Here is a 15344-nt window from a genome sequence, read left to right as displayed (position 1 = left end):
TGATTATGGAGACATTATTAATTTAAAGATTATTGACTATTCCATATAATCTTTTGAAAAGAGATATCTATTTTTAAGGTGGAGATTATTATAATGAACAGCAAGCTGGTTTTAAGTTTGTGTGCAGCTAGTGTAATCACTTTCTCGGGTTGTACTACTGTAGCAGATATGGCTGGGGCAGATTCATCGACATTAAATGTAACAGCGGCACAAGGCTTTAATAAAACCGTTCAGGAAGCGAGTGCAAATAAAACTTTAGATACATCTTCAACGACTTATAAGCGCATTAATTCTGTATTTATGCGTTTAAAACCTTATGGTGATCAAATCAATCAGACTGGTCAAAAATTTGATTGGAAACTGGCTGTTCTAAAATCAGATCAGATTAATGCGTATGTGGCACCTGGTGGTAAAGTGGTGTTTTATACCGGTATCGTGAATAAACTCAACCTGACTGATGCAGAAATTGCTGCGGTGATGGGTCACGAGATGGTGCATGCTTTAGAAGAACATTCTAAACAGAAAATTGGTGCACAGGCTTTAACAGACTTGGCTTTAAACATTGGTCTAGGCTATGCGGGTAATAACGTAGGACAGCTCGGTGCCGCAGCAGCACAGTTAGGTGCACAAGTGGGTGTAGGCTTGCCATATTCACGCAGTCTTGAAAGCCGTGCTGACCAAGGTGGTTTAATGCTGATGGCACGTGCGGGTTATAACCCACAAGCCGCAATTACGCTTTGGGAAAAAATGAACAAGTTGGAAGGTGCAGGTGGTACATCATTCCTGTCTACTCACCCTTCAAATGCACAGCGTATTGAGGCAATGCGTAAAAACTTGCCAGCAGCTCAAGCTGTTTATAACAAACGCTAATTGTTTGTAGCTCATTAAAAAAAGGATGCCTAGAGCATCCTTTTTTAGTTTTTGTACCCTCTCCCTATGGGATGAATATCCTCAGAATATATTCTGAGTGCGCAAGGGGCGAGGGTACCAATAATTCGAAGTTATTGAATATAAAGCACTAAGCTTTCTAATTTCATTTTAAAGCAGTGCTTAAAATGAAATCAGGGCGCAGGATTAGGCTGTTGATGGTGTATATCTTCAATGCCCTGTAACACTTCTGCCGATAAGTCAATTTCAAAGGCCTGGATATTTTCTTTGAGTTGATCCAGATTGGTTGCCCCAATAATGGTACTGGTGACAAAGAACTGCTGTTTAATAAATGCCAATGCCAGTTGAGTCAGGGTTAAGCCATGCCGTTCTGCAAGTTGCGCATACTGTTCGGTTGCCCATTCGCTTTGTGGATTGCTATAACGGCTAAAACGTGAGAATAAAGTCACGCGCGCATTTGCAGGGCGAGCGCCATGACGGAATTTTCCAGTCAAATAACCGAAAGCTAAAGGTGAATAAGCAAGTAACCCGACATTTTCATAATGGGCAATTTCAGACATGCCAATTTCATACGTCCGGTTAAGCAGGCTATACGGATTTTGCACACTGACAAATTTTTCCAGGCCTAATTTTTCTGCCAGATGTAAAAACTTTAAAGTGCCCCATGGAGTTTCATTGGACAGCCCGATAGAACGAATACGTCCTTTTTTAATTTCATCACTCAGCGCAGTCAGGGTTTCTTCCAAGGCGGTAACTTCTTGCTCATTTTGGGCTTCAGTATTGCCATAACCCAGTTTGCCAAAGAAGTTGGTTGGACGTTGGGGCCAATGCAGTTGATACAGGTCGATATAATCGCTTTGCAGGCGTTTTAAGGAACCATCAATCGCCGAGCTAATCTCCGATGCGATAAAGCGTGTTTGTCCATCACGGATGTGGCTGCCGCCTTGTGAAGGGCCGGCAATTTTTGATGCAATGAAAAGTTGATCGCGATGTCCGCGCTGTGCAATCCAGTTTCCCAGTATAGTCTCAGTTGCACCCTGTGTTTCAGGTTTTGGTGGCACGGGATACATTTCTGCAGTATCCCAAAAAAACAACCCCTGATCCAAAGCATATTCAAGTTGTTGGAAGGCCTGTGCTTGGGTATTTTGTTCACCAAAGGTCATGGTGCCTAAACAAATTTCAGGAACCAGAATTCCGGTGTTTGCTAGAGGTTTGAGTTGCATACAGGTCCATCCTTAATTTTTTATCATGAGGCTTTAAATAATGACTCAAGGCTAACTTATTTTTATCGCAGAGTTAAATCATCAATAGTATTAACCTTGTCATAAAATTTAAAAATGATCTGGCTAAAAATGCAGGCATAAAAAAAGCAAATCCTAAGATTTGCTTTTATCTTGTATAGAATAAAACTTATTCTTCATCATCGAAGTCATCTAAAGATGTCTCGGCATCCGTAGTAGCAACATCGAAAATCAGGATGGCTTTACCATCGGTCTGAATCATGCCTTGTTCTTCCAGTGTTTTTAAAACACGACCGACCATTTCACGCGAGCATCCTACAATACGGCCAATTTCTTGACGGGTAATACGGATTTGACGCCCATTGGGTAAAATCATGGCTTCCGGTTGAGAAGAAAGATCAATCAGACAACGCGCAATACGACCCGATACGTCAATAAATGCCAGGTCAGTCACTTTGCGTGTAGTATTTTTTAAGCGACGAACCAGTTGGGCAAATACAGCATAGCTCAGATCTGGATACTGCTTGCTTAATTCGTGGAAGTTTTCATAGGTAACTTCAGCAATCTCACATACATCACGTGTACGTACTTCTGCAGTACGTTGTGGATTTGCTTCAAATAGACCCATTTCCCCAAAAAAGTCCCCAGCATTCAAATAAGCAACCACAATTTCACGCTCATCATCTTCACGTAAAATAATGGAAACTGAACCTTTTAAAATCAAATAAAGCGATTTTGATTCAGAGCCTGCATCTACAATTGCAGTGCGTTTTGGATATCGGTTTATATAGGCACGTTTTAATAATGCTTTCACTGACTCTGGGAGTTGACCTGGAGACAGTGCATCAGTGCTAAGTTGTGAAAAGTTTGAAGTCATGCTAACGGTTCCGAATATGGATAATTAATAGATCGCACAAGACCTAAAATGAACTTGTCACATAGAAGAGCTGAAATTCCTTATCAACTCAATTTATGTTAGTGTACAGGTACATCGTAAATTTATAGTTTTTTTCAGGTAGTTGCAATGCAAACAAGCGTTCATTGGCTAGAGAATGTTGCTTTTGAAGCAAAATCGGAAAGTGGTCACAAAATTGTGATGGATGGTGCAGAGGCTTATGGTGGTGAAAACCGTGGACCACGTCCCATGGAGTTGATATTAATGGGACTTGGTGGCTGTGCTTCCTTTGATATTGTGACGATTTTAAAGAAATCTCGCCAAGATGTGACAGATGTTGTATGTCAGTTAAAAGCTGAGCGTGCTGACAGCATTCCTGCGGTATTTACCAAAATCCATTTACACTTTGTGGTGACCGGTAAAGCGGTCAAAGAAAAACAGGTGGCTAAAGCAGTGGAACTTTCAGCTGAAAAATACTGTTCTGCAAGTAAAATGCTATCCGATGGTGGCGTAGAAATTACCCACGATTTTGAAATTATTGAAGCCGCCTAATAATATAGAGATGGCAATTCATTGGTGGATTGCCATTTTAAATCAGACATACAAAACTCCTATTGTTGAATATAAAGAAGTTCAGACTTAATTCTTGTCTGGATTAAAAATTTACCTGATTTTATGGTCTGGTTTTCTATTTGATTTCAATTTCGCATCTAAATTTTTATCCTCATCTCAACCTCTAATCGTAATGTAATCACGTTTTTAAAGTAACGTTGATCTAGCCCAAGTACATTTCAAGATTTTTTCCTGCCTTCAATCAATACAGGTTTTATCTAAAATACATTTTGAATAAATTTTTATAGAGAAGCAGCCTAAATTGACTTGAAAAAAATAGCCAGAATACCCATATTATAATCAAGGTTTATCTTTTAACTTAATCATATTAGTTATTGAAAATTAAAATATTTTTTAAGAAATTTTATTGAAAAATATCAAACCATTCCCATCTATTATCCAAGTACAAAATTTGTTGTGAGGAAAATAAGAATGCGTTTTGAAAAATTTACAAACCGCTTGCAGCAAGCTTTATCAGATGCTCAGTCCTTGGCCATGGGTAAAGACCATACCGCAATATCAGGTATTCATATTTTATCGGTGCTCTTAGAAGAGCCGGCCAATATCAGCCTGTTACAACAAGCCGGGGCAAATCTGCGTGATCTTCAAACCAAGTTGCAGCAAGCGCTTCAAGATGCACCGACCATCGCCAATCCAACTGGAGACATTAACCTAAACCCCGAAGCAGTACGCGCATTAAATCTGGCGGACAGCTATGCACAAAAAGCAGCGGATGAGTTTTTGTCTACCGATTGGGTGCTGTTAGCCTTAGCGGAAACCGGCGCAACCAAAACTTTACTCAATAATGTAGGCCTAACCACTGAAGGCTTACGCAAAGCAATTGAAAATATTCGAGGCGGCGAACAAGTCATGAGTAATACCCACGAAGATCAACGTGATTCACTCAATAAATACACCATTGATTTAACTGAACGTGCCCTGACTGGCAAGCTGGATCCTGTGATAGGCCGTGATGAAGAAATCCGTCGCACCATTCAGGTGTTGTCACGCCGTACCAAAAACAACCCGGTTCTGATTGGTGAACCCGGTGTCGGTAAAACCGCAATTGTAGAAGGCTTGGCACAGCGTATAGTCAACGGTGAAGTTCCAGAAGGCTTGAAAGGCAAACGGGTTTTATCTTTAGACTTGGGTTCATTGTTGGCCGGTGCAAAATATCGTGGTGAGTTTGAAGAACGTTTAAAAGCCGTACTCAAAGATTTGGCTAAATATGAAGGGCAAATCATTCTGTTCATTGACGAATTGCATACGTTGGTGGGTGCGGGTAAAGGCGATGGGGCGATGGACGCCGGCAACATGTTGAAACCGGCATTGGCTCGTGGTGAGCTGCGCTGTGTCGGTGCCACAACACTGGATGAATATCGTCAATATATTGAAAAAGATGCTGCACTGGAACGCCGTTTCCAGAAAGTATTGGTGGATGAACCAAGCGTTGAAGATACCATTGCCATTTTGCGTGGTCTGAAAGAAAAGTATGCCACCCATCATGGAGTGCAAATTCTGGATTCGGCCATTATTGCGGCTGCGAAGATGTCGCATCGTTATATTACCGATCGTCAATTACCCGATAAGGCCATTGACCTGATTGATGAAGCAGCTTCACGCATCAAAATGGAAATTGACTCAAAACCTGAGCCACTCGACCGTTTGGACCGTCGTTTGATTCAGCTAAAAATGCAACTGGAAGCGGTCAAACAGGATGCAGATTCTGTCAGTAAAGCTGAAGTGACCCATCTGGAAAAACAAATTGAAGAAGTTCAGCGTGAATATAACGATCTGGAAGAAGTGTGGCGTGCCGAAAAAGCCTTGGTTCAAGGTACCAGTCAGGCTCAAACAGAATTGGATAAAGCACGTACTGCTTTTGAAAAAGCCCAGCGTGAAGGTGACTTGGCTGAAGCCAGCCGTTTGCAATATGGCGTCATTCCTGAGCTGCAAAAACGTCTGGATGCAGAAGAAGTGGCTGAAGAAAACAACGAAGAGCCTAAACTGATTCGTACCAAAGTCACTGAAAATGAAATTGCTGAAGTGGTCAGTGCTGCAACCGGTATCCCTGTCGCTAAAATGCTGCAAGGTGAACGCGAGAAACTGCTGCATATGGAAGAATTCTTGCATAACCGTGTCGTGGGGCAAGATGAAGCCGTAGTAGCCGTTTCGAATGCAGTGCGTCGTTCTCGTGCAGGCTTGTCTGACCCAAACCGTCCTAGTGGCTCATTCCTGTTCTTGGGTCCTACCGGGGTGGGTAAAACTGAATTGACCAAAGCATTGGCTAATTTCCTGTTTGACAGTGATGATGCCATGGTACGTATCGATATGAGCGAGTTCATGGAGAAACATTCCGTCAGCCGTCTGGTGGGTGCACCTCCGGGATATGTGGGTTATGAAGAAGGCGGGATCTTAACTGAAGCCGTGCGCCGTAAGCCGTATAGTGTGGTGCTGTTTGATGAGGTTGAGAAAGCGCATCCAGATGTATTTAACATCTTGCTGCAAGTGCTGGATGATGGCCGTTTAACCGACTCGCAGGGTCGTGTGGTGGACTTCAAAAATACGGTCATCGTGTTGACTTCAAACCTAGGTTCACAGGATGTACGTGAACTGGGTGAACACGCAACTGATGATGAAGTTCGTGCAGTGGTGATGGGTGCTGTATCACAACACTTCCGTCCGGAATTTATTAACCGTATTGATGAGCTGGTGGTGTTCCATTCACTGAAAAAAGCCCAGATTCGTGGTATTGCCGATATTCAGCTAGACCGTTTGCGTGTACGTTTAAGTGAAAAAGACATGCGTCTTTCAGTGGATGACACTGCATTTGACCAATTGATTGAGGCTGGTTTTGACCCGGTGTATGGTGCTCGTCCATTGAAACGTGCCATACAGCAACAAGTGGAAAATACATTGGCTCAAAAAATCCTGAGCGGTGATTTTCTGCCAGGAGATACCATTTTCGTCAAAGGAGAAAATGGTCATCTTGAATTTGAAAAAATGAAATTAAGTTAATCACTTGATTGTACTCAAAGATAAAAAAACAGAAAAAACCTGGCTTCGGCTGGGTTTTTTCTTATTAACGTTTATCGTATTTTTGTAAAATTCGTCTGACTTTATTTGATTTCTCAACTTTTTAGATCATAAAATAGCGTCGCTTTATATAGATACACTTGTATAAAAAAGCAGTTAAAACAAAAACAATATCGCCTTCCTGAGAGAAGGTTACATGGAATAGTAATCATGATCGAATTTAAGTTGATTCGTCTGCTCAAAAATGAGCCCTATAGTGCATATAAAAAATGCAGCCAAGTAACAATTCAAGAACTCAAGTGTATGTATGGTATTTATCAAAAATACTATGCCAATACTCGTTATGAAATTTTTGAACGTGACTTTTTAGAAAAAACCGGTGTTTTCCTTATTATGGAGCCTAAAACCAAACAAATCGTTGGCTTTTCTACCGTGATGGAGCGGGATTTTGTGGTCAACGGTAAAGCTCACCATGCTTTTTTTAGTGGTGATACCATTATTGAAAAAGAATATTGGGGCAACCGAGCTTTAACACGTGCAATGTTTCGTTATATCGTGGCTTTTAAAATACGTTATCCATTAAAGCCAATTTACTGGATCTTGATCTCCAAGGGATTCAAAACCTATTTACTGCTGGCTAATAATTTTTACAGTTATTATCCGCACTATGGTGAAAAGCACCCTCATTTAAAAGATTTTGTAGAGTCTTATTGCCACCAATATTTTTCTGAATATTATGAAAAATCTACGGGTTTATTGAATTTTGGTGGGGACTATCAGCCTTTAAAAGCGGATGTTGCACCCATTACTGAGGAAGTACGCGAGAAAAATTTCAAGATTGCATTCTTTGAAGACAAAAATCCAACATGGGTGGACGGTACAGAATTACCTTGTATTGGTGAGCTGCATTGGAGCGATTTATACCGTTATGTGAATCGTTTCTTTACCAAAAGTACCAGTGAAAGCAAATACGACAGTAAGAATCGTTCTAAAAGTCGACGTCTACATATTGCTTCGGATTCAGATTCTAAGGTGGCCTAACCATGGGTTTACTGCTTTCTGCTTCACATCAAGTATTGGAATTTGCCTGCCGAAAAGCCTTCAAACGCTATCGGCAGCAAGCAAATGATTTAGAAATGGTCCAGCGTCAAAAGTTGGATCAATTTTTAAAACAACACACATCCCAAAGTTTGAATTATGAGAACTTTGCAGAACAATATCCGCTGACACGATATGCGGATTGGAAAGAGAAAATTGAACAATCCCGACAAAGCGAAAAAAACTGTTTAGGTCCAGGGAAAATTGTACGTTTTCAGCCGACCAGTGGTTCAAGCGAGGCACTGAAATTTATTCCTTATACACAACATTTCCTCAATGAACTGGATGAAGCGATTGGACTGTGGTTAAGCAATTTATATCGCCAACATCCACAATTAAAAAATTCAACCCATTATTGGTCAGTATCCTGGTTACCGGAAAGCCAGCGCAAACTTTTAGAAAATAGTAATCTTAATGATGACAGTGCCTTACTGAATGTTTCCAAGCGGGTATTGAGTAAAGTCACTCAATCTGTGCCTACGGATATTGCACTGGCAGAGTCGGCCGAAGATGCCATGTTCGCCACAGCTGTATTTTTGGTGGCAGATAAAAATCTAGGCATGATTTCAGTTTGGAGTCCGACATTTGCACTACAGTTGCTCGATATTATTGAGCAATATCAGGAAGAAATTGTCACAGTATTAAAAACCGGTCTATGGTCACGTCAAGGCCTGAATTATTTGCCGGCACCCAAATCATCCGAACAAAGTTATAAATTGCAGCGATTAAATTTACAGGATCCATTGGCCTGGAAAGAGCTTTGGACGAAATTAACCCTGATTTCCAGTTGGGACACAGCCAGTGCTGAGCGCTGGGCGAAAGACTTACAGAATCGGGTAGCGAATGTGGCTTTTGAAGGCAAAGGTTTATGGGCAACAGAAGGTGTGGTCACCATTCCATTTGCAGATCGTTTTCCACTGAGCTATCAATCGCATTTTTATGAATTTATTCTGCAAGACAGTGAGCAAGCCGTACCCGCTTGGCAGCTTAAGCTAGGCGACATTGTCAGTCCGGTCATTACTACGGGCTCTGGTTTGATTCGCTATGTGATTGATGATGAATTGGAAGTCGTCGATTTTTATCAAACTATTCCATGTTTCCGCTTTTTAGGCCGAAAAATGACGGTCGATTTGGTCGGTGAAAAACTGGACCATAGTGTGGCAGTCAAAGTTTTGGCAGAATTTAAACAGGAAGATTATCTGCCTATCAGTATTTTGGGCATTGAAAATTGCAGTCAGAAAAAACCGCATTACATTATGTTGAGTGAAGGAAATATACATAAACAACCTAGTGCTGCCGCTTTAGATCAGTTATTAAAAGAAAATTTTCATTATGAATTGGCGCGTAACCTCGGGCAGTTAGATGAACCTGAAGTGAAACATGTGGAAAATGCCTGGGATTATTACAAAACCCTTGCCATGAAGAATGGAATGATTGAAGGCAATATTAAGCCTGAACCTTTGAAAAAAATGAAAACAAAAATAATTTGAGAAAACCCTATGAGCTTAAATGTATTGCACACATTAAACGACAATGATAATGAAGTGTATCATTCTCAAAATGAGCCAAATTTCGTGGTGCGCTCAGCCACAGCAGCAGATGACAAGCAATTGGTGAAGTTGATTGCGGAAACCATGCCAAGTAATGGCATGACCTTAGCCTTTGAGCGTTATCCGAGTTATCTTGGTGCCAGCCATGCGCAATATCATCATCCAGATATAAAGTTGGTGGTGCCAGAGGATGATCATTCGCAAGTGGTTGCCATGATGAATTTGGGCTGGCGCAATTGTTTCATTAATGGCAAGTCAGAACCGCTACGCTATGTAGCAGACTTACGTATGCTGCCTGAGCATCGTGGCAATAAAGTCATGCGCTTGTTGATGGACTACGTCTATGATCAAATTCCACGTGAGACTATTTTTGAAAGTGTAGTTTTAGAAGACAATACTGTGGCATGTGGTATTTTGCACCATGAGCGTAAAGGTTTTCCAATTCCATTTCATTATGACGATATTAGTACCTTTACTGTTTCGCAAGCAGTTAAACCGGCACAATTTGATCAGTATTATTTTCAGCAAATGAATGCCGGTCATGTCAGTGAAGTGAATGCCTTTATACTCTCAATGAAAGAGCATTATAACTTTCTGCCCAATTATGATTTTTCAGGATTGGTGGAATCCAGTCATCCATTTTGGTTAGGGATGAAAATCCATGATTTTTATCTCATGTATGATCAAAATCATAAGATGGTGGGATTATATGGATTGTGGAATCAGAAACCATTTAAACAAACCCGTGTGGTTGATTATTCATTCCCTCTAAAAGTGCTGAAACCTTTTTATAATATCTATGCTGGGGTTCGTGGTGTTTTATCTTTGCCCAAGGTAAGTGATGCCTTTGAATATTTAATGATTCATAGTGCACTGTGTCATCCTGAGCAACTTGATGTATTTGCCAGCCTGGTTTTTCATGCCAAGCAGCAAACCAAATTACGTCAGAAACAGGCTTATTGTATTACTTTGGCCAACAATGACCCAAGAATCAGCTGGATGAGCAAGACTACCTCGCATGTCATTCAAGCCAAGCATTATTTCCATAGCTTTAAAGCCAGTCCATACCCGGTATTTGATCGGAGTAAAATTAGTTACTTCGAGCCGGGACGGATTTAAAAGCTAAGTAACATTTAAAAAGTGAAAAAACATACCCTCATCATGCAACATGACTGGGGGTATCTAATTGTGTGAAAAATTATACTAATTTTATTTTTTAACATATACTTGTCCACAAAATAAGCAAAAAATGAGACATGTGATGTCAAAATTAATCTGGGGTATGGGAAGTATCGTTGTATTGGCAACCACGGTGATAGGCGGAAACTTATATGCAGATAAAAGTTTAAATTCGTATTATCAACAGAATCAAAAATCCAATTCATTATCGATTCAATATAAAAATTTTAATATGGGGCCTATGCAGGGATCTGCAGACTGGGTCGCTGAGTTCACTCTTGATCCATGTAAACCTAAAGATGTTTTAATCCTGAACGGGACTGATGCCATTAAACGCAGCTGGAATGGTTATCACATTGAATCACTCATTCATTTAAAGCAAGGCAATCAGGTCTTTCAAACACTATTGAAACAGCCTTTAACAGCTCAAACCAAAATTGACTGGTTGGGCGTGATTCACTCATCCTTGACCACGCCGGTATATGAAAAAAATGATGCAGAGACACAAACACGCATTGATCCAATGACTTTTAAAATAGCTGCAAAATCTAATGCTGATCAACTGGATATACATAATCTCAAATTCCAGATTCCGAATATCACTGTGAATGATAAATTGGGCCATGTACAGATGCGTGATTTGGAGTTTGAGACCAATCAGGGCTCAAATTCTGTTTTAGATGAAGGGAAAACTCGATTAAATATTGCTTCAATCCAGCGTACTGATCGAAATGTTCAGCAATTTGGCAGTGGTGAATTGAAAAACTTTGCCTTGATGGTGAATACTGGTGTGGACCAACAGCTGGTTAATTTTGATACCCAGCTTAAAATTGGTGAAATGACGATGCCTAAAACACCAAGTATGCGTGATTTCCAGATGAATATGAATCTGAAAGCACTGAACAAGCAGAAAATACAGACTTTCTTTGATCTATTGGAAAAAAATACTGAAGTATGTGAAAGCAAGAAAGAACTGAGTCAAGATGTGGTGAATAGTTTTCTGGCGATTGTGAATGAAGGTTTTAGTTTTGAGTCAGAGAACAATCAAATTAAGGTGGGAGATGGATATGCCAAGGCCAGCCTGACGGGCAAGGTGATGCCTGGTCATCAAACATCTTTTGAAAGTTTATTTAAAATGGCACCAAATCTGGTCGAATATCAGGCCAATGTTGAATATGATAAACAAATCATGAAAATTATCATGAAGAATTATTTGCAACAAGGCGGTAAAGCCTTATCTGATCAAGAACTTGAGCAAATGCTGAATGGTATGCAGCAGTCGCTGCAAGCTAAACGGGAGGGCGATATCCTCAAGGTTGGTATTGAGTATAAATACGGTGAAAAGAAATTTTTAAACTGAGATGCATTAAATAAAAAAAGCTGCCAGAGTGCAGCTTTTTTTATTGTCGCTTGAATTACAGAATATCGGGAAATACTGAAAGTACATTGTTGTTATATAAAAAATTGTTAGCGTTGCGGAGCAATAATAACAGGGAAAAATCCATCATGAAGATGAACAATAAAAAGGACTATACTCAGCAGCGAGTAAAAAAAATAATAATGATGAATGTATTGCTGATAATGTGTACATGGTGTTATGCAGATGTACATTTAGAGGACAATCAATTGTCAGAGCAAACGAGCGATACAACAAAACTGGATGTACAGAGTATTCAGCGTGTTCAAAATAGTATTCAGCAACCCATCGAGCAGCAAAATAAAGAAAGTCAAGAATTGAGTCAGCAGAATAGTCACGGCATTCAACAACAAAGTATTGATGAAACAGTATTGTCCGATTATCAGATGCAGAAAAAGAAAGTGGCTGAACAGATACGTTTGAATGAAAAGAAAGGTGAGACTCAAACCACAATTCATTTATTCGATACGGTCAATGAATCCGACAATTTAAGAATGAATTATTATGATGGCATTACCGTCGAGATGAAACGCTAAATCGCGTTTCATCTTCTGGGTTCATGGCCGATTAATTTTGCGGGTGCTGGATTTTCCAGGCGCGGTGAATCTTGGTATTACGTTTGAAGTCCAAGCCAATGGTTTCATTAGTAATTTCTTGAACATCGAAGAATGCTAAAATCTCTTCATCCATTTCAAAACCACGATAGTTATTCGAGAAGTACAAGGTACCTTCCGTGGTTAAGCGGTTCATTGCACGTTTGAGTAATGATAGATGGTCACGTTGCACATCGAATGTGCCATAAAACTTTTTCGAATTCGAAAAAGTTGGTGGATCGATAAAGATCAGGTCATATTGTTCATGACCTTCTTTCAACCATTCAAAACAGTCACTGGCAAAGAACTGGTGCTGTTCATCGGCATGATCTACCGTTAAACCATTCAATACAAAGTTTTCTTTAGACCAGTTTAAGTAGGTATTGGATAAATCGACACTGGTGGTACTTGCAGCGCCACCTAAAGCAGCATGTAAACTTGCAGTTGAGGTGTAACTGTATAAGTTCAGGAAGTGCTTGCCTTTGGCTTCAGCCGCAATACGTAAACGCATTTGACGATGGTCAAGGAACAGGCCAGTATCCAGATAGTCTGTCAGGTTAACTAAAATCTTGGCTTTGCCTTCTTGCACAATAAAGCGTTTAGAGGCGGTACTTTGTTTGGTGTACTGGCTTTTACCTTCTTGGCGGGCACGTGTCTTAATAAAGATTGCATCACGTCCTAAACCGGTCACTGCACGAATGGCCTGTAATGCGAGATTAAAACGCTTTTTAGCTTTTTCCGGATCAATGGTTTTTGGTGGCGCATATTCTTGTACATGTAGGCGATCGCCGTATAAATCCACCGCAACATTAAAGTCAGGCAAATCGGCATCATATAAACGCAAACAGAAAATATTTTCTTTAACCGCCCATTTTTTCAGGTTTTGCATGTTTTTTTGCAAACGGTTAGTGAAGTCTTGCGCGCCTTCAATTGGTTCGAACTGCTGTGGCTGCCAATGCGCTAAAAATGGTTCTGATACAGCAGCCGGTTTGATGATGCCGAAACGCACGTAAATCGGCAGTTTACCATTCATCAAACGCAGAATTTGCGGTTCATTAAATGCCAGTACATCAGCTTGTTCAACTTGTGCTGCAATCACGGCTGCATATTGATTCGGGAAGTTCTTTTGCAATAGGGCAGATAAACCTAAATACAATGCACGGTTAGAGGCTTTATCACCTAAACGCTCACCATAAGGCGGGTTAGTCACAATAAATGAAGTTTTGCCTTCAGCCTTGAAATCAGGCCAATCAGCCAGCGTACGCTCTTCGATTTTGATATGATCAAGCAATGCCTCAAAGCCTGCGGCAATAATATTTTGCTTGGTGGCTTTCACTGCTTCCCAGTCGGCATCATAAGCATAGAACTGCGGTAAAGGCTGTTCTAATGCTGCTTTATAACGTTCTGCGGCTTCAGCTTTAATCGACATCCATAATTCATGGTCATGCCCATTCCAGCCATTGAAGCCAAAACGGCGAACCAGACCTGGCGCACGGTCAGTCAGCATCATCAGTGATTCAATGATAAAGGTACCTGAACCACACATTGGATCTAAAATAATGTCTGGCTTACGTTGTTTTAATTGGGCTTTTTGCAAAATAGCTGCTGCCAGGTTTTCTTTAATCGGGGCATCAGTCATGTAATGACGATAACCACGCTTATGTAAAGAATCACCGGATAAGTCCAGGCAATAAGTATGCGCAGTTTTGCCGGCAAGCACATAGAGGGTAATTTCAGGCTGCTTGATGTCGATGCTTGGACGTTTGCCCACCGCTTCCATAAAGGAATCCACCACACCATCTTTGACACGTAAGGTTGCGAACTGTGTATTGACCTTAATTTCACGTTCTACATGTAAACGAATGGCAAATGTACTTTGTGGTGCAAAAATAAGCGACCAGTCAAAGTTGATTGCACCTTCATAGAGCTCTTCGGCAACATCACGGGCATCATGCGTAAATTCAAGTTCATGCGTATGAATAGGGGTTAATACACGTGAAGCCAGACGCGACCACATGCAAACACGGTATGCATCTGCCAATGTGCCTTTGAAAATCAAACGACCCGGGAACTGTTCAATATTTTGAACACCTAAACCTTCAATTTCCTCGCGGAGTAAGGTTTCAAGTCCATCTGCACAGGTGACCCAATATGTAGAAAGACGCGGTTTCGAATTCATGTAAATTTCCAAAGACAAATAAAGCAATCGACTATTTTAACGTATTTTCATCGTTTTGGGCGGACGATATTGCTAAGTTGTTAGAGAAATTATTCGCTTAAGTTGAGGCTTTGAATGCTGTGGAAACCGGGATTCTTGCGCCATATGCTTGAGTTGTATGAATGAGCCAGAAAAATTAAATCTTTATCTTTCACGTTATTGGTACATATTTTGCTAAATCCTGTTCAGCATTCTGTTTTATCGGTGATGAAACGGTGCAAGTACACTTTTAGTTTTGATTAAAGATTGATAGCAATAAAAAGGGGTAGAGTGATGAACAAGATTTTGGGCCATGGGGAAGTTTTTTCAATCGCAACTTTAATTTATGCACGTCTGCGCCGTGTTTCAGGGCGTGTGGTTGATGCGATATATTTGGCTGAAGATGTTGATTATGCCCAACATGTTGTGGAATTGGTGCAACAGACTCAAGATCCTGAACTTTTACGCCTGATTGAGCGTTTAAAAACGGTGTTGAATTTACCTTCTTTGCTGGACGAACCCGACGTGGAAAGCCCGATGGAAGAAAAAAATGTAGATCTTATTATGGTTGAACCCACCGAAGATGATATTTACCGTGCCCAGGTTTCGCATCATTATATCGGTGCGTTGCGTTAATCTTA

General features: G+C 40.6%; 12 protein-coding genes. 9 read left to right on the top strand and 3 right to left on the bottom strand.

Going from position 1 to position 15344, the window contains the following annotated elements:
- The first annotated feature begins 93 nt into the window (after positions 1-93).
- On the top strand, positions 94-870 hold the full coding sequence (locus B9T26_RS10275) for a M48 family metallopeptidase (protein WP_086199609.1): 777 nt from the start codon (positions 94-96) through the stop codon (positions 868-870).
- 191 nt (positions 871-1061) lie between these two features.
- Here B9T26_RS10275 and B9T26_RS10270 read toward each other — a convergent pair whose 3' ends face one another.
- Positions 1062-2111, bottom strand: a complete 1050-nt coding sequence (locus B9T26_RS10270) for an NADP(H)-dependent aldo-keto reductase (RefSeq protein ID WP_086199608.1) — start codon at positions 2109-2111, stop codon at positions 1062-1064.
- A 187-nt stretch (positions 2112-2298) separates the two neighbouring features.
- The gene (gene crp, locus B9T26_RS10265) at positions 2299-3006 is read right to left on the bottom strand and encodes a cAMP-activated global transcriptional regulator CRP (protein WP_086199607.1); all 708 of its coding nucleotides are present in this window, start codon (positions 3004-3006) and stop codon (positions 2299-2301) included.
- Positions 3007-3153: 147 nt separating this feature from the next.
- Between crp and B9T26_RS10260 the strand changes: the two genes are divergently transcribed.
- The 7 genes from B9T26_RS10260 (at position 3154) to B9T26_RS10230 (ending at position 12449) form a co-directional block, all read left to right on the top strand.
- On the top strand, positions 3154-3576 hold the full coding sequence (locus B9T26_RS10260) for an OsmC family protein (RefSeq protein WP_086199606.1): 423 nt from the start codon (positions 3154-3156) through the stop codon (positions 3574-3576).
- A 492-nt stretch (positions 3577-4068) separates the two neighbouring features.
- Positions 4069-6651 (top strand): ATP-dependent chaperone ClpB, encoded by a 2583-nt coding sequence (clpB, locus tag B9T26_RS10255; protein WP_086199605.1) that lies wholly within the window; start codon positions 4069-4071, stop codon positions 6649-6651.
- 228 nt (positions 6652-6879) lie between these two features.
- Positions 6880-7710 (top strand): hypothetical protein, encoded by an 831-nt coding sequence (locus tag B9T26_RS10250; RefSeq protein ID WP_086199604.1) that lies wholly within the window; start codon positions 6880-6882, stop codon positions 7708-7710.
- A 2-nt stretch (positions 7711-7712) separates the two neighbouring features.
- The gene (locus B9T26_RS10245) at positions 7713-9257 is read left to right on the top strand and encodes a GH3 auxin-responsive promoter family protein (RefSeq protein WP_086199603.1); all 1545 of its coding nucleotides are present in this window, start codon (positions 7713-7715) and stop codon (positions 9255-9257) included.
- A gap of 54 nt (positions 9258-9311) precedes the next feature.
- Positions 9312-10436: a GNAT family N-acetyltransferase gene (locus tag B9T26_RS10240; RefSeq protein ID WP_227518800.1), complete on the top strand. Its 1125-nt coding sequence runs from the start codon at positions 9312-9314 to the stop codon at positions 10434-10436.
- Positions 10437-10578: 142 nt separating this feature from the next.
- The gene (locus tag B9T26_RS10235) at positions 10579-11856 is read left to right on the top strand and encodes a DUF945 family protein (RefSeq protein WP_171262984.1); all 1278 of its coding nucleotides are present in this window, start codon (positions 10579-10581) and stop codon (positions 11854-11856) included.
- 266 nt (positions 11857-12122) lie between these two features.
- A complete protein-coding gene (locus tag B9T26_RS10230) occupies positions 12123-12449 on the top strand; it encodes a hypothetical protein (protein WP_143223015.1) in 327 nt (108 codons plus the stop codon).
- A gap of 31 nt (positions 12450-12480) precedes the next feature.
- Here B9T26_RS10230 and rlmKL read toward each other — a convergent pair whose 3' ends face one another.
- Entirely contained in the window at positions 12481-14685 is a 2205-nt protein-coding gene (rlmKL, locus tag B9T26_RS10225; RefSeq protein ID WP_086199599.1) for a bifunctional 23S rRNA (guanine(2069)-N(7))-methyltransferase RlmK/23S rRNA (guanine(2445)-N(2))-methyltransferase RlmL, read from the bottom strand.
- Positions 14686-14997: 312 nt separating this feature from the next.
- Between rlmKL and B9T26_RS10220 the strand changes: the two genes are divergently transcribed.
- On the top strand, positions 14998-15339 hold the full coding sequence (locus tag B9T26_RS10220) for a hypothetical protein (protein WP_086199598.1): 342 nt from the start codon (positions 14998-15000) through the stop codon (positions 15337-15339).
- The last annotated feature ends 5 nt before the right edge of the window (positions 15340-15344 follow it).

This window comes from Acinetobacter sp. ANC 4169 (genome assembly GCF_002135355.1).
Taxonomy (GTDB): domain Bacteria; phylum Pseudomonadota; class Gammaproteobacteria; order Pseudomonadales; family Moraxellaceae; genus Acinetobacter.
Note: the sequence above shows the minus strand (reverse complement) of the source record. Positions and strands in the feature narration are given on the sequence as shown.